The sequence below is a fragment of the Marivivens niveibacter genome (assembly GCF_002150005.2).
Classification (GTDB): Bacteria; Pseudomonadota; Alphaproteobacteria; order Rhodobacterales; family Rhodobacteraceae; genus Marivivens; species Marivivens niveibacter.
This window is the reverse complement of the sequence record NZ_MSPP01000005.1, coordinates 12519-33445: the sequence shown is the minus strand read 5'-3', so window position 1 is coordinate 33445 and position 20927 is coordinate 12519. Positions and strand designations below refer to the sequence as shown.

Sequence of the window (20927 nt, the reverse complement as noted above, 5' to 3'; positions counted from 1 at the left end):
CGTTATCACCGTGCTGAACGCGACTTGGATCGAAACCTTTACTGTATTGGCCGAAGAAGGCCATTTTACTCGCGCCGCAGAGCGTCTGAACATGACCCAACCGGGTGTGTCCCAACAGTTGCGCAAATTAGAACAGCAGCTGGGTCAGCGCTTGATCGTCCAAGATGGAAAATCGTTTATTTTAACCCCAGCGGGGGTTGCGGTGCATGAAATGGGCATCAAACGCCGGCTGCAGGAAACTCAGCTACGTGAAATGATCGGTATGGATGATCCCGATATCGGTCGGGTACAGCTGGCCTGCTCGGGCAGTTTTGCCATGCTTGCTTATCCACGCGCGATACATTTGATGCAGGCGGCGCCCCAATTGTCGATCGAAATTGAGGCAGCGCCCGAAAACGCAATTCTAATAGGTGTTTTGGACGACACATTTGACATGGGGATCGTCGCATCCCCGATTGAACACCCAAGGCTACATTCCAAAATCATAGGCACCGAAGAATTGTGCCTGATCGTCCCACATGACTGCAGCCCAACCCCCACTTTTGCCGAGTTAGAGAGCATCGGCATCATCGAACACCCTGACGCCCAACGGTACGCGGACATGCTGTTTATGCAGAATTTTGCGGATGAATATGCGGGGGCAGATCGGCTCAACAAACGCAGCTACATAAATCAGATTGGCCAAATCCTCATGCCAGTGGCCGCGGGTATTGGTTACACAATTCTTCCGCGCAGTGGAGTCATGGCCTATGCGCAATTGGACCGAATTCGGATTGCGAATGTAGTAAAACCTATATTCCGTGAACTTCGGCTGATTACGCGCAAAAACAAAATCATTTCCGCCCGCATGACCAAGGTTATGCAGGCGGTCAGCGATATCGCAGAAACGCTGTCACATTAGGGTGCCGTTATACGGATTGGTTTTGACTGGCCAATTTCCGCGCCAGAACACGATAGGTACTGCGCAATGCACCGCGATCAGTATAGCACCCGCGCATATGCCGTTTTCCGCTATCAGCAACGTATCCTTCGCGGCCGTGGACAATTCGGTGGTTATCAAAAATCACGCAGTTTCCAGCCTGAGATTTAAATCGGATTAGGAACCGGTCCTCTTGCAGCAGCTTTAGAAACTTAATGAACGCGGGATAGTAATAATCCAGAACATGCTGGGGCAGATCGAAATTGTCCTGCAAGTGCTGAGATATCGTGACCCCCGTTACGCGACCTGCGGTATCCAATTCGATCACGCGCTGATGTGCGCGGTAGTCCCAATTGTTATGTCGATAAAAAAACGGGATGTCATAGGTGGACAGGATATCAAACGCGTCAGGGTCTTCGGCGCGCAAGGTTTCGGCAGCAGCGGCGCCGTCTAGGAACAACGATAATCCGCCTTCGACGGAATTTGCCATGCAGTGCAAAAATTGCACCCCGGGGGCCGTTTCTTCGCCGGGCAAATCGGTGTGCATTTCCAATGGCCCCGCCGTAAACGCAAGGTTTGTCGGGTCAATCTCGACCTGTACATCGAAAAACAGACCTTCGGCAGACGGGGTGATTGGGCCAATCGCATTCACCAGCCGGGGCAAACTGTCGTCATCGTTATCCATTTCGGTGACGATTGAGATGCCATCTTCGATCAGGGCACGGCACAATTCGGCCCGCGCGGCATCATCCGATAGCACATCACTTTGGCGGAACTGTTTGATACGCGGTAGAAAATCACCATACCACAGGTTTTTCGGCAAGGCCGCCGGATCGGTCGCCTCGGCTCCGTTCAATTGGCTGAAAGAGATTTTAGAAATCAGGTCTTCGGCAGCCCAGTCGACATACAGAAAGTTTCCATCGACCCAAGCCTCTTTTGCGGTTGGTAGCTGTTCTAACGAAGCGACGTCAAAAATACGTTCGCGCGTTTGCGGATCGATGCAGCTGCTACAGGCATCACGTAGCCAGCAATAGTTTAGATAAAACTCGCCATCGGGTGACGTTAATGTCAGTCCCTTTGGTCCAAGAGTTACAGAAATATCAGGCATGTTAGTCACCTATTTGACGAAACTAAGTCGCATAGTTCGAGTGTTCAGAATCCAAGATCTGGCAAATAGCAGCCAAATGTGCGTCGGCTTGCCCTGGATAATTTTCCAGTTCCAGCGCGGTCGCTTCGGCAACGTCATCGGGTATGATGCGCAGGGGTTGCCCTGTTTGCAGCGCGCGAATGTAGGTTTCCGCGGCGCGTTCAAAATAATACAAACGGTTGAACGCATCGGCCACGCTATCGCCCAAAACCATTACGCCGTGATTGCCCATCACCATGACTTTGGCTTTCGGATCCGTCAAAAGCGCGGCGCAGCGTTCGCCTTCGTCCTCTAGCGCTAAACCGCCAAAGTTTTCGTCGACAACCAGTCGATTGAAAAACGTAGCCGTGTTCTGGTCGATTGGTGGCAAACGACTGTCCGCAAGACAGGCCAATACCGTTGAAAACATGGAATGCACATGCATAACGCATCGCGCATGCGGGCAACGTCGATGAATGGCCCCATGTAGCCCCCAAGCGGTCAAATCAGGTGCATCGGGGCGGTTCAAAACATCTGGATCATGCGCGTCCAGCAGCAACAAATCAGACGCTTTGATCGTCGCAAAGTGCTTTTGGTTAGGGTTGATCAGAAATTGGGACCCATCATCGTTGACTACCAAACTGAAATGATTTGCCACCGCTTCGTGCATATTCAGGCGGGCGGTCCATTGAAACGCCGCAGCCATTTCAACCCGTTCGGCCCAGTGTTCGATATTCGCTGCCGGCAATTTCATAAGACCGCTGCCTTACCTTGTGGAACGACCTCGTAGCCTTGTTCCTCGGGTTCGTCATCGATCATTTCGGGCGGGAAGCCTGGGGCTCGAATGTCTAATCCAGTCGCATCTTCTAGCCTGCGAATGATGTTAGGCGATAGTTCACGCGGGCCGTACCGTTCCTGTCCATCTTTGAAAATTTGGTTCAGCAGCGGTGAAATTTCCAACGGCACGTTGGCCGCATCGGCAATGGATTGAAACAGGCCAATGTCTTTTGCGACCAAATCCATCGTGAATGAAATGTCGCGCGATCCATTCAAAATTACCTGCGATTCCGTTTCATGGACAAAGGATGTCCCTGATGAAATTTTGATCGCCTCGTAGGCGACGTTCATGTCCATACCAGCGGCTTTGGATGTGACCAAGGCTTCGCAGACGGACACCAAATTGGCGGTCGCAAGGTAGTTTGTCACGACTTTCAAAATCGATGCCGTACCAACATCACCTGTGTGCAAGACGCGGCGACCCAACGTTTTCAAAATTGGCAGAACAGTTTCGAATGTTCCGCGGTCACATCCGGCAAAAATTGAAATATTGCCGGTATCCGCACGGTGACAGCCGCCAGAAACGGGACAATCGACGGCCAATCCGCCGCGTTCTTGGACCATTTTCGCGTGCTCCATCATCGCCGCGTGGTCGGTTGTCGACATTTCCAGCCAGATTTTGCCCGGCGTAACTGTCGGCAACATATCAGTCAAAACAGCCTTGCACGCCGCCGGTGATGGCAGACAGGTGATCACGACATCACACCGATCCATCAACTCTGCCGGAGTTGAAACAGCTGTTGCACCTTTGGCCACGAATTCCGCAACAAGAGCAGGATTCAGGTCTAACACACTGACATCATTACCATTGCGCAACAAACTGCCACACAGTTTGCCACCAACATTTCCCAGCCCTACGAAACCGATCTTCATAACGTGTCCCAAAATTTTCTGCGTTAGGACGACCGTCGCAAATCCGACCTGCAATGAGAAACGATGCAAATATGTGCTGAGGCTAAGCTGAGATTGAAGGTACGAAAGTTAGCAAATTTTAGGTATTGACTTAACTGGTATACTAGTAACCTTATGTGCCCAGATTGGTGAAAATTCCACCATGACCGGCTGATGTAGCACAATCGATAAGGAGAAGTTGAGCGTGCTATGGCGTTTCGTCAATTGGCCGATTTCGACACATAGGGAGGATGATATGTCGATTAAAATGAAATTCGTGATGGCATCTGCAACCGCCGCGCTACTGATGGGTACAGCTGCTGGCGCTGAAACTTGGCGCGCATGGAACATCCATAGCGATGGCCACCCGAACACCGCCGCAATGGACCGTTTTGCCGAACTCGCCGCCGAGGCGACTGGCGGCGAGCTGGAAATCTCTGTTTATCATGGCGGCGTTTTGGGATCCCAGCCTGACGCACTGGAACAGGTTCAATTGGGCGCGATCGATGTTGGCAACTTTAACTTGGGCCCGATTGGTCCGATCGTGAAAGAAGCAAACCTGGTATCGCTGCCTTTCATCTTTAAAGACGTCCCGCACATGTTCCGCGTTTTGGACGGCGAAGCTGGTGAAATCGTCTCGGCCGCGATGGCGGACGCGGGTATTTTGCCACTGGCATATTTCGATGCTGGCGCGCGTTCCTTTTACACCCAAAAAGAAATTAACGCGCCCGAAGACGTTGCTGGCCTAAAGATCCGCGTGATGAACAATGATCTTTACACAGCAATGATTTCCGCGATGGGCGGCAACCCTTCTCCGATGGCGTTTGGCGAGGTGTATCAATCCCTGAAAACCGGCGTTGTAGACGGTGCGGAAAACAATTTCCCTTCGTTCAAAAACGTCGCCCACTACGAAGTTACGTCCAACTATTCGCTGTCGGAACACCTGATCATTCCTGAATGCATCTGCGTTAACACCGCGAACTTCAACGCCTTATCGCCAGAGATGCAGGACGCCGTCCGCGGTGCCGCAGAAGAGGCCGCCATGTACCAGCGCGAACTGTGGGCCGTCCAATCCGCAGAGGCCCGCGCAGAGGTAGAAGCCGCTGGTGTTGCGGTGAATGAAATCGCAGACAAAGGCCCGTTTCAGGCTGCAATGGTGTCTGTTTACGATGACTATCTAGCTGCAAATCCAGACATGCGTACATTGGTCGAAATCGCGCAAGCGACTGAATAACCATTGACCGGTCGGCACTGCCTGTAACCTCGGCAGTGCCGATTATGAAAGGATAAATCATGGTAGATAAATCAGACGTGCCAGCGGCACTATCGGCCATGGACAAACTATTTGACGGCATCGTGTGGATTTGCCGCGTCGTAACGGGTGTCGCCCTAGTATTGATGACAATCATGTTCGGGTGGCTGGTTTTTGGCCGCTACGTATTGAATGCGACGCCGACATGGGTCGAACAATATTCGCTACTACTCATCATGTTGATCGCGTTTCTAGGCGCGGCCGTTGGTGTCCGCGAACATACGCATCTGTCAGTGGTGGCATTTCGCTTTGTCGTACCAACGCAGGTTCGCACAGTTATGGTGCTACTGACCGACACAATGATGGCTGTGTTTGGCGTGGTTTTGGTGGTCTATGGCGCCCAACTTACGATGTTCAAATGGAACACCATGATCCCCTTGATCGGCATTAGCGAAGGTTACCGTTCGCTGCCTCTAACCATCATGGGCGGGCTGATTTTACTGTTTTCTATCGGTCACATAATCCGAGTCCTCATCGGTCGTGACGAGCGTGCAGACAGCATCGAATAAGGAAGAATAAAATGGGACTAGCAGTTCTGTTAGGGATATTCGCATTCGCGGTTATCTTAGGCACGCCAGTTGCCTTTGCTCTTGGCATCGCGTCTCTTGCGGCGTTCTGGTTCGAAGGCCTGCCCCTTATGGTCGGCGTTCAACGGATCATTTCAGGCATCAACGTGTTTTCGCTAATGGCGATTCCGTTTTTTATTTTTGCGGGCGAACTGATGTTCCATGGCGGCATCGCCGCGCGGTTGGTTCGGTTTGCTTCGGCTGCAGTCGGCGCTGTGCGCGGTGGATTGGGCATTGTGAATGTATTTTCATCAATGTTGTTCGGCGGCATATCCGGTTCCGCGATTGCGGACATCTCTGCGTTGGGGTCGATCCTTGTTCCTGTAATGAAGGACAAAGGGTATGACGCGGACTATGCGGTGAACGTGACAGTCACATCGTCGATTGCGGGCATCATTATTCCGCCCAGCCACAACATGATCATTTTCGCAATCGCGGCAGGTGGTGGCATTTCCGTGTCCAAACTGTTCTTGGCAGGCGTGGTGCCAGGCATTTTGATGTGCGTCTGTTTGGCCATCGTGTCATACATCATCGCCGTCCGCCGCGGTTATCAAGCGGAACAATTCCCAGGCTGGACCGCGCTGGCCATAGCGTTTTTCGGCGCAATTCCGGGCCTTTTGACCGCTGTGATTATCGTGGGCGGTGTTCTGTCCGGCATCTTTACCGTTACGGAATCCGGTGCATTTGGCGCAATCTATGCATTCATCGTCACCTTGGTCGTTTATCGCGCTCTTACGTGGGAAAGTTTCAAAATCGCGGTGAAATCTTCGGTTAAAACCACGTCGATGGTGATGGTTCTGATCGCCTGCGCGGGTGCGTTTGCCTATATGCTGACATTCTATCAGGTGCCTTCGTTAATGATCGAAACCATGACGGGCATCAGCAGCAACCCCATCATGATCCTGTTGATGATCAACATCGTCTTACTGGTGCTGGGTATGATCATGGATATGGCTGCGTTGATCTTGATCTGCACTCCGATCTTTTTACCAGTAGCCGTTGGCATCGGCGTCGATCCACTACAATTCGGTATGATCTTGTTGGTGAACCTTGGGCTTGGTTTATGCACGCCGCCAGTTGGTTCGTGTCTGTTCGTTGGCTGTGCGGTCGGCAATTTGCCGATGGAAAAAGCCGTCAGAACAATCTGGCCATTCTACCTAGCGATCTTTGCAGCGTTGATGCTCATCACTTTCGTACCTGCAATTTCTCTCACTCTACCAAATCTGTTGGGCGGTTAAGCCGCCTGACATCAAAGGAGTAGTCATGAAAACCATCCAACGGGCCGATATCGACGACGCCCGCACAATCCTTGCGGCCGCACGTCAGGCAGCAACCGAAATGAATGTGCCTGTGTGCATTGCGATTTGCGATGAGGCGGGCGACCTGATCGCATTCGAACGCATGGAGGGCGCCAAAGCGTCCAGCGCCGAAATCGCGATCGACAAAGCCTTCACCGCCGCCAGCACCCGCAAAGGAACCCATGAATTAGCCAACGCGGCCCAACCCGGGCAACCCGCCTATGGGGTTTGGACGGCTGCGAATGGCCGTTTCATGATCATCGCAGGCGGCATTCCTATTTTCCACGCGGACACCGTGATCGGCGCAATCGGAGTCAGCTCTGGCACGCCGGACCAAGATCGCGAAATCGCACAAACAGCAGCCCGCGAATGGGCCGCACAAAACCCCTAAGTATCGTTACGAGGAGACACAAAATGGCCCCCACAAAAATCGGCTTTATCGGCCTTGGCCTAATGGGCAGCAACATGGTCGAATGCCTACAGAAAAACGGTTTCAAACCGGTAGTGATGGATCTGAATGCTGACGCTGTTGCAGCTGTGGTCGCTCGCGGCGCAACCGAGGCGAAATCCCCAAAAGATCTGGCAGAACAGTGCAATATCATCATGTTGTGCCTAACAACGTCCGAAGTAGTCGAAAGCATCATGTATGCCGACGATGGCATCTTGGCCGGTGTTCAACCGGGCAGTGTTGTGATCGACTTTGGCACCTCTATTCCGGCGTCCACGCGCAAAATTGGCGCTGATCTGACGGCCAAAGGTGCAGGCATGGTAGACGCCCCTCTGGGCCGCACGCCAGCCCACGCAAAGGACGGTCTGCTGAACATCATGGCCGCCGGTGATGATGCCGATTTTGCCAAAGTGAAACCCGTTCTGGATATCCTTGGCGAAAATGTTTTCTACCTTGGTGAATTGGGCGCAGGTCACACAACCAAGCTGATCAATAACTTTATGGGTATGACAACAGTCTGCACCATGTCCCAAGCTTTTGCCGTGGCCGAGAAAGCAGGCGTTGACCGCAGACAGCTATTTCAGATTATGTCCACCGGTCCATCGAATTCGCCGTTCATGCAGTTTTGCAAAAACTACGCGGTCGATGGCGTAAGTGATTTGGGCTTTTCCATCGCAAACGCAAACAAAGATCTGCGTTACTTTGTTGAAATGACCAAAGATCTAGAAACACGTTCAACAATCGCCGAAGCCACGTCAAACAATCTGCAAAACGCATTTGATGCCGGCATGGGCCAAGGCAACGTTCCAGAAATCTACGACTTGTTCCTGAAATCGTAAAATAACGCAGGGCGGCGCCCATCTGCGCCGCCCTTTAATCACTGCGGTGGTATCAAAACAAATTTGCCAACATGGGATTTCGCGCTGAAGTCCTTTTGCGCCTGCACAATATCCTGCAGCGGATAAGTGGCCGCAACCAGTGGCCGAATTTCACCCGCCTCAATATACGAGATGAGATTGGGAAAAACCGCGGCATCCCATCCCGTGCACCCGATCAGCGTGATATCTTTGAGGTACATATCACGCATGTCTAGCTCTACGATGGGACCAGCAATTGCGCCCGAGGTCGCGTATCGTCCGCCGCGTTTCAACACTTTGAGCATGTTTGGAAAGCCCGCGCCGCCGACATTGTCGATGACAACATCGGCTTTGCCTTCTCCTAGCGTTGCCAACAGATCATCGTCGCGCGTTAACACCAAATCAGCGCCCAAGTTACGAATATCCGTGATTTTTTCACGGCTCGTAATCGCGATAGCCTTCGCCCCGCGCCGTTTGACCAATTGAATGATCGCGGACCCAACGCCGCCTGACGCGCCAGGGACCAACACAGTCATGCCCTGCCGAACGCCTGCGCGTTCAACCATGTTTTCCGCTGTTCCATACGCGCATGGAATCGAGGCAAGCTCGGCATCGGTCCAGTCACACTGAACTGCGAACGCTTCGGTTGCGGGAACGGCCACATATTGTGCGAACGCACCGTCGAAATCTGAACCTAACCAGATATTGTCGGGCTGTTCAAAACCATTTGGACGCATACAAGATCGGACGATGACCCGTTCCCCAATTCGTCCCTGATCCACCGCAGATCCGGCCATTACGATTTCGCCGCAGCAGTCGGTGCCTTGAATAAACGGGAAAGGAGTCGCAGCGTTCCAGCCGCCATCGGACCGCGTTTGAATATCTGAGGTATCGCTTGTCGCGTCTCTGACCGACGACGAATACCAGCCTAAACGCGTATTGATTTCGGTATTGTTCACGCCAGCAGCAGTCACACGAATTAGAACATCGCCGATGCCAACATCGGGTAATGGCACCTCGCGCCATTCTAGTTTGTCGTAGCCACCGTTTCCTGTGGTGACGATAGCTTTCATGGTTTTTTGCATAGCAATCAGTTTTCGTGGTTTTCCGCTATTTCAGTAACAACGGGGATTGCTTACAACCCTTCAGCCGCCAAATGACGCGAGGAAATTCCAAAGTTCGCCTATAACTTGACTGCCACCCGAATAGCTCTGCGTGGATTAGGTCTCAATCGCACCCAGAATATACGCACACCATCATTTCTGCGACGCCCTGTTCACGCAGTGTACTAAGGTATTGATCCGCAAAAAGGCCCAAATGCCGCCGCAAAAAGGATTAGACGCTTTGCCTATCTCCCCTAATTTGATTACGGAACTGAGACCAAGACAACGGGTCCAAAATCGGCCACATTCGCATCCATGTTTTTGATTTTTGAAAATCTAAATCCCTCATGGGTTTTCGTGCTGATCATGATCACCTTTAGCGCAGGCATTTACCTGTTCAATCGCAACCGAGCTGAGGCCTCGCCCCAATCGAAAAATACAAATTGGGAAACTAGCATCGGGCAAATCGAAATAGGCGACGATGGCGGCCTGTATTTACCAATTCTGAACGCGACTAACGATGATTTGGACATCACGGTAAACCGCTATCTGCGCTATCGACTGGCTGATGAAAGCGGCTCTAGCGGTGTTTTGCTGGCCAAATCCATTCGAACACACGTCAAAACGCACGATTTCACCCGAGTGACCGTAGCCGACGACACCAAAGTGACATTGGAACGCGACGAACACCTGTATCACCCACAAATTTTGCCGATCATCGAAAAATCGGGCAACCTGCTGACCCTGTTGAAAAACGAACCAGACCTTTATTCCATCGAATGTCGGGTCTGGACGTTAGGGCATGCCACGACGCGCAGTTTCCGTTTCGGTTCAGACTAGTCATCAAAATAAAAATCAAAGCGCGCGTCGAATTCAGACAAAGTGACAAAATGACCTAATCGCACCAGAACCAACGATTGGGGGCAGATTTCAATTGCTACACCCTTGGTTTGCCCTATCTCCACCCGAGCACAGTCATGTCAAATTGGAGAATAAGCCGTGTGCGTCGTTATTATTCTCGGTTCCGGACCCGGAGCGCTCAAGTCGATCGAGTGGCGCCGCAATCCGTCCCACAACATCGTTGCGATCAACAATGCATGGCGCGTACGACCCGATTGGGACTATCTTATTCACCCCGAGGATTTCCCCATAGATCGGCGCCCAAGGGTGTTTAAAACCGATCAAAAAATTGTCGGAGCAAAGGATTATGTGCCGTTGCAGAACCAAGTCGGTGGGTTTGTTTATGCCGGAGGCACAATGGCCTTTACCGCAGCTTACTGGGCACTCGCCGCGCTCAAGCCACGCGTCATAGCTATGATCGGATGTGATATGATTTATCCCAGCACGGGACCTACACATTTCTATGGCAAAGGTACGGCTGACCCACTGCGCCAAGACATCACACTTCGATCGCTAGAAGCTAAATCGGCGCGACTTTTGGCACTCGCTGCTCAGTCGAACTGCGCAATGGTGAATCTATCGGATGCGCCTAGCAGTCGTCTTATCTATCCGCGCGCGACCTACAAAAACCTAAACTCTGTACGACCGATGGAATTTCAAAGCAGCCTCATCGAACGCGCGCTAAATGCTGAAGCATCTGCAAACTACATGGTTCCAGATGGACGTTACTGGAAGGTTGAGCACCAATTTGACCAGAGGGTAATAGATCAAATCGATCAGCTTTGGCTGGACGTTGCTGAACATACGACAGTGAACAACGACCTTTCGGAAGCCGTATAAATTTCTGAGGGGTTCGCTCCTCGCTTTAGTTCCAGCATCGAGGTTAAAACCCTAATGCCTGCGATTGGATATGCGCGGGAATAAATTAGCGGGGCGGATAGCAAAAAGCCGCCCTCTAATTCCCGACAAAAATACTCTTGAATCTTCCCCGGCTCGACTGTAGTCCATACCCGACTAAATAAATCAGAAATGGACTCCTCCCATGTCTCGCTCATCACTTTTCGCTGCGGCTACGACGGCTGTTATGCTATCCGTCACAGCTGCCTTGGCTACAGATTACCCGCTGACCATTGAAAACTGCGGCCAAATCGTAACCTTTGAACAGGCGCCACAAAACGCAGTCGCACTAGGCCAGAACAGTGCGGAAATCATGCTGCTGTTGGGTCTAGAAGATCGCATGGCAGCTAGTGCATTTTGGCCGAACGCCGTTCTAGACGACCTGAAAGAAGCAAACGACAAGGTTGAGGTACTAACCGTCGAATTCCCAACGCTAGAAAGCGTTCTTTCGAAACAACCGGATTTTGTTGCAGCAATGCTGACCACATTGCTTGGCCCCGACAGCAAAGTGGCGAAGCGTTCGGATTTCGAAGACCTTGGCATTCCCACCTACCTGTCGCCTTCGGCGTGTTCGACCACTCTAGATGGCGGCGATGCTTATGGGTCTCGTGACGAGCTGTGGAGCATGGACCTGCTGTATCAAGAGATCGACGATCTTTCCCGCATTTTCGACGTTGCGGATCGTGGACAAGCCTTAATCGAAGACTTCAAAGCACGCGAAGCCGCTCTGCGCGCAGAATTTGGCCAAGACGAAGACCTGACTTTTGTTTTCTGGTTCTCGAGCCCATCGCCAGAAGATGACGCCTATCTGGGCGGCGGCAAAGGACCATCTGGTTACATCGCAGACCTGCTGGGCGGCTCTAACGCTATCCAGACCGATGCAGATTGGCCCGCACTGGGATGGGAAGGCATCATGGCTACTAACCCAACTATTTTCGTTGCCGCGCAAGTTGATCGTAACCGCTGGGATCTGGACACCGCGGAAAACAAAATCGAGTTCCTAACATCCGATGAAACCGTCAGCCAAATGGATGCGATCAAAAACGGCCGCATCGCTGTTATGGCGGGTGCATCGATGAACCCAAGCATTCGTACCATCTACGGCGCTGAACAAGTGGCCGAACAAATCAAGGCAATGGACCTGGAATAATGTCATCCAATGCGATGGAGGGTGGGGCTTCGCGCCTCGCCCTCTTTTTGTTTATCAGCGTAATCGTCCTGATGTTCGCCGTTGCTGCCGCAGCGGCGATTGGCGATTATAATATTCCCGTAAAAACCGTCTTTTTGTCAGTCACTAATGAACTTGGCCTGACCAAGGCAGAGATCCCCCCAATTGAACAAAGCGTGGTTTGGAATCTTCGACTAAGCCGTGCACTGATCGCTGCGCTTGCGGGCGCTGGCCTTGCGCTGTGTGGTGCTATCTTGCAGGCGCTATTGCGAAACGCGTTGGCTGAACCGTTTGTATTGGGTGTCTCTGCGGGCGCATCAACGGGCGCTGTTTGTGTGATCGTTTTGGGTATAGGCGCGGGCAGCCTGTCTCTGTCGCTAGGCGCATTTGCAGGGGCTTTTGCCGCGTTTGCCTTGGTTGCGCTGTTGTCAAACGGCGCAACCAGCGGGCCAAACCATACGATCCTTGCAGGGGTAGCCGCATCGCAATTATTCAATGCGCTGACCTCTTACATCGTGACCACATCGGGAAACGCCCAACAGGCGCGCGACGTTATGTTCTGGCTTTTGGGCAGTTTTGGAGGCGTCCGCTGGCCCGATTTTTACCTACTGGGCATCGTTGTTATCGTATGCCTGACCATTTGCATTCTTATGGCGCGATCACTTGACGCTTTCACATTTGGCGACGAAGACGCAGCTGCATTGGGCGTGCCTGTCGCGCGTATCCGTTTGGTTCTATTTGGCGTCACAGCGCTGTTGACCGCCACGATCGTCAGCATGGTTGGTGCCATCGGCTTTGTCGGTTTGGTTGTGCCCCATGCAGCGCGCTACGTCGTCGGCCCGATGCATATGCGGTTATTGCCCGCCAGCGCCATGATCGGCGCCGTTTTTATGGTTATCGCTGACATCGCGTCGCGGATGATTGCGACCCAACAAACCGTTCCGATCGGGGTCGTCACGGCGCTTGTCGGCGTGCCCTTCTTTGCGATCATCCTCTACCGCGCGAGGCCGCAGATATGACGGTAAAAGCGCAAAACCTAATTTGGGGCGTAAAGCGCAAACCCATTGTCCGCGATGTGTCCCTGCATGTCGCCAAGGGTGAAACCGTTGGACTGATCGGTCCAAATGGATCAGGTAAATCATCCCTTCTGCGTCTGTTGGCGGGTTTGAAAAAACCAGCGTCTGGCACGGTCGAAATCAACGGCAAAAACATTGCACAGATTCCACGCAAGGCGTTGTCGCGTGAATTGGCGTTCGTACAGCAAAGCGCGGCAACCGATACCAACGTCACCGTGAATGATGTGATAAGACTGGGGCGCACACCGCACCGCTCCGCTCTTGCCGGTTGGACAGAGGCCGACGACAACGCCGTTAATCAGGCGCTGGACAGGGTCGATATGGCAACGCGGCGCAGGCAGCCGTGGCAAACGCTATCGGGCGGCGAACGTCAGCGGGTTCATATTGCCCGCGCGCTGGCCCAAGAACCACAGGTCATGTTTCTGGATGAACCTACAAATCATCTAGACATTCACCATCAAATCGAAATTCTGCGGATGGTCCGCGCATTGGACCTGACATCGATTATCGCACTGCATGATCTGAACCTCGCCGCGATGTTTTGCGATCGGATCGTGGTGTTGGAAAGCGGTGAAATTCGGGCCTGCGGCACACCAGCAGAGGTACTTACACCGGCGCTATTAAGGGACGTATTTCGGGTATCAGCAGAAATCACGATGGGCGCAGAGGACGCGGCGCCGCATATCCGCTTTGCAGCGCAATAGGCAGGCGACCTCATTGGGAAACGAACGGCTTGGAATTCTTTTGCGCATCGCCTCGACGCTTGCTTTTGCGTTGATGGCGGTCTGCATCAAAGCCATCGGGACAAAAGTGCCACTGGGTGAAATCGTATTTTTTCGATCCGCTGTGGCACTCATCCCGCTGGTCGCCTTTTTGTGGTGGCAAGGCGCATGGCCAGACGGGTTAAATACCAATCGTCCCTTAGGATATTTTTGGCGCTGCTTGGCTGGTGTGGGCGCTATGTTCACGGCCTTTGCGACGATCCGTATATTGCCCTTGGCAGAGGCGAATATGCTATCGTACCTCGCACCCGTGATCCTTGCGCTATTGGCATGGTGGGTGCTGGGCGAAAAGCTAACACAACGACGGATCGCAGCCGTTACACTCGGCCTTTCTGGTGCCGCCGTATTCTGCGTTCCCGCGTTTGTCGGCGTTTTCCCATCATCGACGATTTTCGGTATCGCATTTGGAATAGCCAGCGCGATCCTAACGGCGATTGCGTTGATCTTTGTACGCAGGCTAACTAACGCAGGCGAAAGGGCCGGAACAGTCGCATTCTGGTTCGCTGTCTCGTGCACAGTAGCTGGGCTGATCACATGGCCATTTGGTTGGGTTTGGCCGGACTTCGACATACTGGTTTTGCTTATTGGCGCGGGACTATTGGGTGGGGTTGCTCAGATTTTGATGACGATGTCCTTTGGTCACGCTGACGCGGCCGCACTGGCACCGTTCGAATACCTATCTATTTTTTGGGCAGTCATCTTGGGTTTCCTTGTGTTCGCAGAAATCCCGACATGGTCTTTTGTGTTCGCTGTGCCTTTGATTCTAACTGGGGCAATCGTGGCAAGACCGAAGCGTGGATCACTTAGCAAAACTCGCTAACCCAGTCTAATGCCCAGAAGGCTAAGACTGACGGCGGCGATTACAATACCCGAACACATTTGGACACCAGGCATGATCAACCCCCACCGCGGATGATGGCCTATCGACAGCACGGCAAGGTTTCGGGCGAAGACGCTGGATACAGCAACGATGGATGTCAACGTTGCTGTACCCAAACCCATTGCAATAACGGCAACCGCACCTGCCATGGCAAGTTCCATCTGCCATGCAATCACGAGCAAGAAAATCGCGCCCGTACAGGGCCGAATGGCAATACTGATTACCAACCCTATCGCTTCGCGGATCGATTGAACGCCGTTGACCTGATCAGGCGTCGGGCCATGCGCTGCGCAATTGCAATGTTGTTCACAGGCGTGTTCGTGTTGATCGTGGCGCGTCAAACCCACCTGCCAAGCTGTTTTTAAACCCCGCCAGATAAACACCACCCCTATACCCGCAATAGCAAGGTAACTGATAGGTGCCAGATACTCCTCTGCCATTGTGGTCAATTGCTGCGCAGAGGCTTTGACAATCGCAAACCCTCCGAATACCAGAACGATAGCCCAAACGCTCTGCGCCAGGCTGGAGACCGTCGCCAAGCCGATCAATTTTGACATTGGAACAGATGACCCGAGCCCCACCCCACCAATTAGATATTTTCCGTGACCGGGACCCAATGCATGCACAAAACCATATGCAGCGGGCGCGCCGCATAGCGTAGCATAAGCACCCACTTCGCCAGACTTTAGCGCACGGATCGCGCCCGCCATTTGGTTTTGGAACGCTCGCTGTGCATCAATCGCCCAATACGACAACCGCGCCAGATCAACAAAATGGATCGTACTGATTGCCACGACAACAACAGCAATTAGAAACAGGGCTAATCGCATTTCAATTCGATCCTGTCTGCGAATAACGCGCCGACGTTAGCTATCGAAGATGTTTCTTCGCGGCTCAATTTCGCTAGCGCCGCCTGCACCTGTTCATCTTGTTCAGTAGGATCGTGCTTTATAACCTCGGCGGAACACGCGCTGCTACTACCAAAAATTTCCGGCGTTTGCGTGATGGAAAAGGCAAAAAAGTAGGTGGATTCATAGAATGCAACGCTGGCCGCCAAGTCTGACGCCGGAACCGTCTGTTGCAATTCGCGGGTAAAGGTAATCTTTAACCGACCATCCAATACATCCGCCTTTAGTCCTGTCGGCCATTGTAACGCAATCTGTTGGTTGTCGATTTTCAAATGCGCTGACCCATCAAAATCACTAGGCCAATCACTGCGATATTGCTCTAGTGCGGCTCGATCTTCTTCGCCTAGACCGCCGTTCAAATTCAGCGATAGATCATGCGATGACAAAATGTATAGCGTTTCAAATTCGTCGTAGACCCACGTTACACGCAAAGCCGCAAGTTGATCGTTTTCGACGACAAAGTCGACGCCGCCATCGACAAAGACATGCGGGTGCGCAACCACAGGACCAGCAAACGTAGCTGCGACCAGACACATCAACGGTCCATAGATCGCCATGCGGGCACGGTGTGTGAGTCCATGTATCATACGCCGTTATTCGCTTTCTTGACCCAACAGATTTGCCAATGTTTTCATGGCGATTTTTACAGCAAATCCCGACCAGTCACAGCCCCCATTTAGTCCTTTTGCGAACTAACGCCGATATGACGTCGGCTCGTCACAAGCCGATTATGACTTGGCGGCTAATAATGATGCGGTCGAATGTTTGTCCTTGGTCAATGTCCGCGCTTCAGCTTCGCCCAGCACGACAATCACATCATCATCCGATAACCCCTTGGCCCTAGATTTCGACCAAATACGTCGAACAGAAGCCGGCGACCAAGGGAGCGCCGCTTGAGATACCCAATGGCGCACCGGTGCCGGCAACGCGTCAAAGCTGCTCATGGGGTCGCCGTTGCGCCGTCTGCGGCGCAGGCTGGTTTGCCCTAAATTCCGGTTCATGCTGCATTCCTCCATCCTGGGAATGGGTCAGGCAAGTCCAAGGGCAACGCCTTTGGTCCGGCGGCCACAACCAAAGGAACAAGGCACGCGTCTAGCCGTGCTTTCAGTGCGGGCCAATCAATGCCAGATCCGATAAACACCAATTCCTGACGTCGGTCGCCCCATGGTTCTACCCAATGTTGTTTGAGATAATCACCAGCAGATTCATGGTCTGGCCATCGATCTTTGGGGACAGAAGCCCACCATGTACCGATGGGTTTGACACTAGATAACGCGCCAGCCAGTGAAAATTCTGCGACCCATTCGGGTCGCGTCGCGATCCAGAAATGTCCTTTTGCACGGATTACACCAGGCATGTCGTCGTTCAGAACCGCCAGTATCTTTTCTGGGATAAATGGCTGCCGCCCACGATACACATAGGACGCCACACCATATTCTTCGGTTTCAGGAACATGATCCGCAAATCCATATAGTTCCTTTGCCCACATCGGATGCTCATGCGCCTTTTCAAAATCAAACAGACCCGTATTCAGAACCTGTTGAGGGTCAACATCGGAATGGTTTGTCTGGATGATTTTGGCATCGGCATTCAGACTACGGATGATTTTTAGGGCCGCATCCACTTGTGCGTTTGTCGCATTAGCAACCTTGTTCAGGATCACCACATCGGCAAATTCAATTTGATCGGTTAGCAAATGAACCAAAGTGCGTTCATCCTCTTCGCCCAAAACTTCGCCGCGGTCGCGCAGAAAATCGTGGCTAGAATAGTCGCGCAGTAGGTTGGCAGCATCAACCACAGTCACCATGGTATCCAATCGGGCAACGTCAGACAGGCTTTGTCCATATTCATCACGGAAATCAAAAGTCGCCGCGACGGGCAGTGGTTCCGAAATGCCAGTGCTTTCGATCAAAAGGTAATCAAAACGCCGCTCGGCAGCGAGCCGGCGCACTTCGGACAATAAATCATCGCGCAATGTGCAGCAGATACATCCATTCGACATTTCAACGAGCGTTTCGTCCGTTCTGGACAGTTCGGTATCTGCGCGCACCAGATCGGCGTCAATGTTCACCTCTGACATGTCATTGACAATGACCGCAACACGCAGCCCCGCACGGTTATTTAGAACGCGGTTCAGTAGCGTCGTCTTTCCGGCACCTAAAAAGCCGGACAGGACGGTAACGGGCAATCGATTATCTGACATCCAGAATCTCCAACTGGCAAAGCAACGTTCACGCAACTTACGTAGTTACTAGATTAATGCAACTATCAATGTTACATTTATTTCGACAATAGATAGAGCCCGACATGAAGCGAAACAGCCGCCTTTCACTTGCCCTTCATACGCTTGGCCATATGGCCAGCGACCCCAATTCCATGCGCACGTCTGCCGATATTGCCGATCACGCAGGAACGAACCCTGTCGTTGTGCGCAGGGTGTTAGGAAAGTTGCGCGAAGCAGGTCTACTATCGTCTGAAAAGGGTCATTCTGGCGGCTGGAGATTGGCCAAGCCTGCTGAATCCATCACACTGGCTGACGTTTATTTGGCATTAGAAGAACGCATCGTTGCGGGAAATACGGACGGTTATCAGACCGCGCAGTGCCATGTCGAAGAAGGCCTACAATCGCGCGTTACCGAAGTTTTGGATGATATCGAAACAAACCTTGTTGAACGATTGCGTGAAACCACAATCGCAGACGTTCACCCAAAATCCTGCAGCCACTGCCAAAATCACCACAGCTAGTCTAAAACTATGAAACCTTAAAAACTGTCGGTCGCAAATTTTTCTTCGATCATTTGCTGCAGTTTATATGCGGACTCTGCCTTGTTGATTATCGGTACATCAAGCGCCCGAATTGACGGCAGCATGTGAGGATCCGCTTTGGTAAACACGACAATGGGGGTATCCGGCAAATTCGCTTTGGCCCATGCGACAACATCGTAACCTGATTTTTCTTCGGCCAGATCAAAGTCCGTAATCAAAAAATCAACGCGAATATTCGGTAGGTTCGCCAAAGCGTCCGAGGCTTTGGTATAGTGAACAAAATTGATACCCAACCGTTGGCAACCACGTTTAAAAGGCGCCGCGATGTAGTCGTGATCCTCGACCAATACCAACGTCTCCTCGCGACTAGGAGCGTATTGATCTAATTGTTCTGACGGATCGATCGCAGCTGGCAAATTCAAAGAAATCGTTGCGCCGCCGCTGTCATTATTTTTCACCTCATATTGCCCAGCCATTTCAGCAGCCAACGCTTTGACCACTTGCAGACCCACTCCAAACCCGCCAGTTTTTGTGGTTTTTCCAACGCTGTTAGACGACAGTAATTCAGGTGGGAAACCTTCACCGTTATCCGCCACGACAATATTCCAAGACGGCGAACCAAAAATCGTTGTCGACAACGTCACACTGATGCGCACCAAACCATCGGTTTTCGACGTTCGTTCAAACTCTTGCTGCGCATTAACAACGAGGTTGATCAAAGCAGCCAACAAAGAGTTGTAGTTGCCCGAGATGCGGGCGTCAGGGAACGGATTGTCTAGAACAATCACTCCATGCCCTTCCAAAATCTGAGCGCCCATTTTTTCTAGCTCACTCAGTAGCGTCGCCAGACCAAACGTATCTCTTTCGCCGTAGCCACCGGATTTTGAAAAGTTCAACAATCGGTCAGCCAAGCCGGAACCCACATCCAACGCTTCGCGCGCATTTTCAATCATTTCCCTAGTATCGGTATCATCAATTCGACGTTCGATAGATTTCAAAGAAATCCGCAAAATACCGATTACGTTTCTGAAATCATGCACGATACCTCGGGCCAGATGACCGATCGTATATACCATACGCGTACGCTGATTGGCCTGTTCGGACGAAACAATCGATGTAATATCCGTTAGCTGGACAATTGTTGTGTCTGCGCCATCCATGCCTGCAATCGGCGCGGAAAATATGCGCAGGTGACGAAAGCTCCCATCAGGAAAGTTATACGACACGACCTGATCATGAACCGCCCCACCAGAGAACGCAGTCCACATGCCATCGCCGACTTTTACATCGGGAATACTTAGCAAAATTGCTTCTTCGGCGGTCATGTCATCGTCAATCAGGAAACCGAAATCCGTTTTGGCTTTTTCGTTGGCCAAAATCACATTCCCCTGTGAATCTAACTGCAAAATTGCAGAACCTGTACGTTCAATCAACAAGCCCGCAATGGCGTTCATCCGCGCCGTATAGCGGAAGAAATTTCGCCGATTTCGGAATTGAAAATACTGCGCGCCAGTCAAAAAGATCATCACAACGACCAGCGTCACAAAACTGAGGTACAAGGTGTTGGATCTAGAGACCAACTCTTCATAAGCAGCCTGTGTATGTTTTCGACGCTGTTCTAACAGCACAAGCAAAGATGAAATCGCATCATCATCGGACACGCGCACCAGACGGTCAGCAACCAGAGGGTCTGAATAATCTAAGTTCGACAACAATTCTGCATTTTCTGCATATTCATTTAGGGTGGCGACCAAATCGACAAGTGGCTGCTCCAACTCAGGAAAATTCGCCTCTAGACGTGCGATTGCCTGCATAATTTGGTCAACATTAAACGTAAGGTCGGCCAAGTATCTGTCTTTCTCAGAAGGCCTAAGGACAGCGTTTTTAAAATTATGGATGAATCCACCATAACCTAGCTGATTTTGCAGATCGATAACCGCATCATCGATTTGGGTAATCTCGGTCGAAAATAAACGGCGTTGGTTATCATTTTCATGCATTGCAAAAAGCACAACTAGACCAATCGCTGACGCAAGGCCGATACCCAATAGATATAGCCACCAATCGCGAACGACCTTTTTGGTTTTATGCGTCATCATACCTGACATTTAACGCGATCCTTGTAATGATAGAAACGTCGCAAAAATGGGTCAAACAACCCCGGGCTTCAGCAAAACGGCCAGTAAATATACT

22 protein-coding genes are annotated in these 20927 nt (G+C 51.8%); 13 read left to right on the top strand and 9 right to left on the bottom strand.

Annotated elements, in window-relative coordinates; translation table 11 throughout:
- Nucleotides 1–10 precede the first annotated feature (10 nt).
- Nucleotides 11–901: a LysR family transcriptional regulator gene (locus BVC71_RS12855; RefSeq protein ID WP_086452099.1), complete on the top strand. Its 891-nt coding sequence runs from the start codon at nt 11–13 to the stop codon at nt 899–901.
- Nucleotides 902–908: 7 nt separating this feature from the next.
- Here the strand turns inward: BVC71_RS12855 and BVC71_RS12850 are convergent, their stop codons facing one another.
- The 3 genes from BVC71_RS12850 to BVC71_RS12840 are packed head-to-tail and all read right to left on the bottom strand — an operon-like array spanning nt 909 to nt 3755.
- Complete coding sequence (locus tag BVC71_RS12850; RefSeq protein WP_086452098.1) at nt 909–2027, bottom strand: TauD/TfdA family dioxygenase; 1119 nt, start codon at nt 2025–2027, stop codon at nt 909–911.
- A 22-nt stretch (nt 2028–2049) separates the two neighbouring features.
- The gene (locus tag BVC71_RS12845; RefSeq protein WP_086452097.1) at nt 2050–2799 is read right to left on the bottom strand and encodes a class II aldolase and adducin N-terminal domain-containing protein; all 750 of its coding nucleotides are present in this window, start codon (nt 2797–2799) and stop codon (nt 2050–2052) included.
- On the bottom strand, nt 2796–3755 hold the full coding sequence (locus tag BVC71_RS12840; RefSeq protein WP_086452268.1) for an NAD(P)-dependent oxidoreductase: 960 nt from the start codon (nt 3753–3755) through the stop codon (nt 2796–2798). Before BVC71_RS12840 ends, BVC71_RS12845 begins: the two co-directional genes overlap by 4 nt.
- A gap of 274 nt (nt 3756–4029) precedes the next feature.
- On the opposite strand from BVC71_RS12840, the gene BVC71_RS12835 reads away from it, so the two are divergent.
- Genes BVC71_RS12835 through BVC71_RS12815 form a run of 5 tightly spaced genes read left to right on the top strand, consistent with a single transcriptional unit; the run spans nt 4030 to nt 8236 of the window.
- Nucleotides 4030–5007, top strand: a complete 978-nt coding sequence (locus tag BVC71_RS12835; RefSeq protein ID WP_086452096.1) for a TRAP transporter substrate-binding protein — start codon at nt 4030–4032, stop codon at nt 5005–5007.
- Nucleotides 5008–5066: 59 nt separating this feature from the next.
- Entirely contained in the window at nt 5067–5594 is a 528-nt protein-coding gene (locus tag BVC71_RS12830) for a TRAP transporter small permease (RefSeq protein WP_086452095.1), read from the top strand.
- 11 nt (nt 5595–5605) lie between these two features.
- Nucleotides 5606–6889 (top strand): TRAP transporter large permease, encoded by a 1284-nt coding sequence (locus BVC71_RS12825; RefSeq protein WP_086452094.1) that lies wholly within the window; start codon nt 5606–5608, stop codon nt 6887–6889.
- Between the two features lie 25 nt (nt 6890–6914).
- Nucleotides 6915–7340, top strand: a complete 426-nt coding sequence (locus tag BVC71_RS12820; RefSeq protein WP_086452093.1) for a GlcG/HbpS family heme-binding protein — start codon at nt 6915–6917, stop codon at nt 7338–7340.
- 23 nt (nt 7341–7363) lie between these two features.
- Nucleotides 7364–8236: an NAD(P)-dependent oxidoreductase gene (locus BVC71_RS12815; protein WP_086452092.1), complete on the top strand. Its 873-nt coding sequence runs from the start codon at nt 7364–7366 to the stop codon at nt 8234–8236.
- 38 nt (nt 8237–8274) lie between these two features.
- On the opposite strand, the gene BVC71_RS12810 is transcribed toward BVC71_RS12815, so the two are convergent.
- Nucleotides 8275–9327: an alcohol dehydrogenase family protein gene (locus tag BVC71_RS12810; RefSeq protein ID WP_086452267.1), complete on the bottom strand. Its 1053-nt coding sequence runs from the start codon at nt 9325–9327 to the stop codon at nt 8275–8277.
- 387 nt (nt 9328–9714) lie between these two features.
- On the opposite strand from BVC71_RS12810, the gene BVC71_RS12800 reads away from it, so the two are divergent.
- The 6 genes from BVC71_RS12800 to BVC71_RS12775 all read left to right on the top strand — a co-directional run bounded on the left by BVC71_RS12800 (nt 9715) and on the right by BVC71_RS12775 (nt 15000).
- Nucleotides 9715–10197, top strand: coding sequence for a hypothetical protein (locus BVC71_RS12800; RefSeq protein WP_133064541.1), 483 nt, complete (start codon nt 9715–9717; stop codon nt 10195–10197).
- Between the two features lie 159 nt (nt 10198–10356).
- Complete coding sequence (locus BVC71_RS12795) at nt 10357–11097, top strand: hypothetical protein (RefSeq protein ID WP_086452090.1); 741 nt, start codon at nt 10357–10359, stop codon at nt 11095–11097.
- Between the two features lie 202 nt (nt 11098–11299).
- The gene (locus tag BVC71_RS12790; protein WP_086452089.1) at nt 11300–12304 is read left to right on the top strand and encodes an ABC transporter substrate-binding protein; all 1005 of its coding nucleotides are present in this window, start codon (nt 11300–11302) and stop codon (nt 12302–12304) included.
- Nucleotides 12304–13341, top strand: a complete 1038-nt coding sequence (locus tag BVC71_RS12785; RefSeq protein ID WP_095531950.1) for a FecCD family ABC transporter permease — start codon at nt 12304–12306, stop codon at nt 13339–13341. Before BVC71_RS12790 ends, BVC71_RS12785 begins: the two co-directional genes overlap by 1 nt.
- Nucleotides 13338–14102 carry an ABC transporter ATP-binding protein gene (locus BVC71_RS12780; RefSeq protein ID WP_086452088.1) on the top strand — a complete coding sequence of 255 codons (765 nt, stop codon included), beginning with the start codon at nt 13338–13340 and terminating at the stop codon, nt 14100–14102. The genes BVC71_RS12785 and BVC71_RS12780 overlap by 4 nt, the downstream gene beginning before the upstream one ends.
- A 40-nt stretch (nt 14103–14142) precedes the next feature.
- Nucleotides 14143–15000, top strand: coding sequence for a DMT family transporter (locus BVC71_RS12775; protein ID WP_240516853.1), 858 nt, complete (start codon nt 14143–14145; stop codon nt 14998–15000).
- On the opposite strand, the gene BVC71_RS12770 is transcribed toward BVC71_RS12775, so the two are convergent.
- The 4 genes from BVC71_RS12770 to BVC71_RS12755 form a co-directional block, all read right to left on the bottom strand.
- The gene (locus BVC71_RS12770; RefSeq protein ID WP_086452086.1) at nt 14997–15890 is read right to left on the bottom strand and encodes a nickel/cobalt transporter; all 894 of its coding nucleotides are present in this window, start codon (nt 15888–15890) and stop codon (nt 14997–14999) included. The two genes, BVC71_RS12775 and BVC71_RS12770, sit on opposite strands and share 4 nt — an antisense overlap.
- Entirely contained in the window at nt 15881–16555 is a 675-nt protein-coding gene (locus BVC71_RS12765) for a DUF1007 family protein (RefSeq protein ID WP_086452085.1), read from the bottom strand. Before BVC71_RS12765 ends, BVC71_RS12770 begins: the two co-directional genes overlap by 10 nt.
- A 141-nt stretch (nt 16556–16696) precedes the next feature.
- A complete protein-coding gene (locus BVC71_RS12760) occupies nt 16697–16969 on the bottom strand; it encodes a DUF6525 family protein (protein ID WP_086452084.1) in 273 nt (90 codons plus the stop codon).
- A complete protein-coding gene (locus BVC71_RS12755) occupies nt 16966–18171 on the bottom strand; it encodes a GTP-binding protein (RefSeq protein ID WP_086452083.1) in 1206 nt (401 codons plus the stop codon). The genes BVC71_RS12760 and BVC71_RS12755 overlap by 4 nt, the downstream gene beginning before the upstream one ends.
- 104 nt (nt 18172–18275) lie before the next feature.
- On the opposite strand from BVC71_RS12755, the gene BVC71_RS12750 reads away from it, so the two are divergent.
- Complete coding sequence (locus BVC71_RS12750) at nt 18276–18713, top strand: Rrf2 family transcriptional regulator (RefSeq protein WP_086452082.1); 438 nt, start codon at nt 18276–18278, stop codon at nt 18711–18713.
- A 17-nt stretch (nt 18714–18730) separates the two neighbouring features.
- On the opposite strand, the gene BVC71_RS12745 is transcribed toward BVC71_RS12750, so the two are convergent.
- Nucleotides 18731–20842 (bottom strand): ATP-binding protein, encoded by a 2112-nt coding sequence (locus BVC71_RS12745; RefSeq protein WP_086452081.1) that lies wholly within the window; start codon nt 20840–20842, stop codon nt 18731–18733.
- Nucleotides 20843–20927: the final 85 nt, after the last annotated feature.

Coding starts and splice junctions, on each gene's coding strand:
- BVC71_RS12835 (WP_086452096.1), top strand. CDS start 4,030: ATGTCGATTAAAATGAAATTCGTGATGGCATCTGCAACCGCCGCGCTA.
- BVC71_RS12785 (WP_095531950.1), top strand. CDS start 12,304: ATGTCATCCAATGCGATGGAGGGTGGGGCTTCGCGCCTCGCCCTCTTT.
- BVC71_RS12850 (WP_086452098.1), bottom strand. CDS start 2,027: ATGCCTGATATTTCTGTAACTCTTGGACCAAAGGGACTGACATTAACG.
- BVC71_RS12755 (WP_086452083.1), bottom strand. CDS start 18,171: ATGTCAGATAATCGATTGCCCGTTACCGTCCTGTCCGGCTTTTTAGGT.
- BVC71_RS12760 (WP_086452084.1), bottom strand. CDS start 16,969: ATGAACCGGAATTTAGGGCAAACCAGCCTGCGCCGCAGACGGCGCAAC.
- BVC71_RS12815 (WP_086452092.1), top strand. CDS start 7,364: ATGGCCCCCACAAAAATCGGCTTTATCGGCCTTGGCCTAATGGGCAGC.
- BVC71_RS12830 (WP_086452095.1), top strand. CDS start 5,067: ATGGTAGATAAATCAGACGTGCCAGCGGCACTATCGGCCATGGACAAA.
- BVC71_RS12820 (WP_086452093.1), top strand. CDS start 6,915: ATGAAAACCATCCAACGGGCCGATATCGACGACGCCCGCACAATCCTT.
- BVC71_RS12780 (WP_086452088.1), top strand. CDS start 13,338: ATGACGGTAAAAGCGCAAAACCTAATTTGGGGCGTAAAGCGCAAACCC.
- BVC71_RS12765 (WP_086452085.1), bottom strand. CDS start 16,555: ATGATACATGGACTCACACACCGTGCCCGCATGGCGATCTATGGACCG.
- BVC71_RS12745 (WP_086452081.1), bottom strand. CDS start 20,842: ATGTCAGGTATGATGACGCATAAAACCAAAAAGGTCGTTCGCGATTGG.
- BVC71_RS12790 (WP_086452089.1), top strand. CDS start 11,300: ATGTCTCGCTCATCACTTTTCGCTGCGGCTACGACGGCTGTTATGCTA.
- BVC71_RS12825 (WP_086452094.1), top strand. CDS start 5,606: ATGGGACTAGCAGTTCTGTTAGGGATATTCGCATTCGCGGTTATCTTA.
- BVC71_RS12845 (WP_086452097.1), bottom strand. CDS start 2,799: ATGAAATTGCCGGCAGCGAATATCGAACACTGGGCCGAACGGGTTGAA.
- BVC71_RS12810 (WP_086452267.1), bottom strand. CDS start 9,327: ATGAAAGCTATCGTCACCACAGGAAACGGTGGCTACGACAAACTAGAA.
- BVC71_RS12840 (WP_086452268.1), bottom strand. CDS start 3,755: ATGAAGATCGGTTTCGTAGGGCTGGGAAATGTTGGTGGCAAACTGTGT.
- BVC71_RS12750 (WP_086452082.1), top strand. CDS start 18,276: ATGAAGCGAAACAGCCGCCTTTCACTTGCCCTTCATACGCTTGGCCAT.
- BVC71_RS12770 (WP_086452086.1), bottom strand. CDS start 15,890: ATGCGATTAGCCCTGTTTCTAATTGCTGTTGTTGTCGTGGCAATCAGT.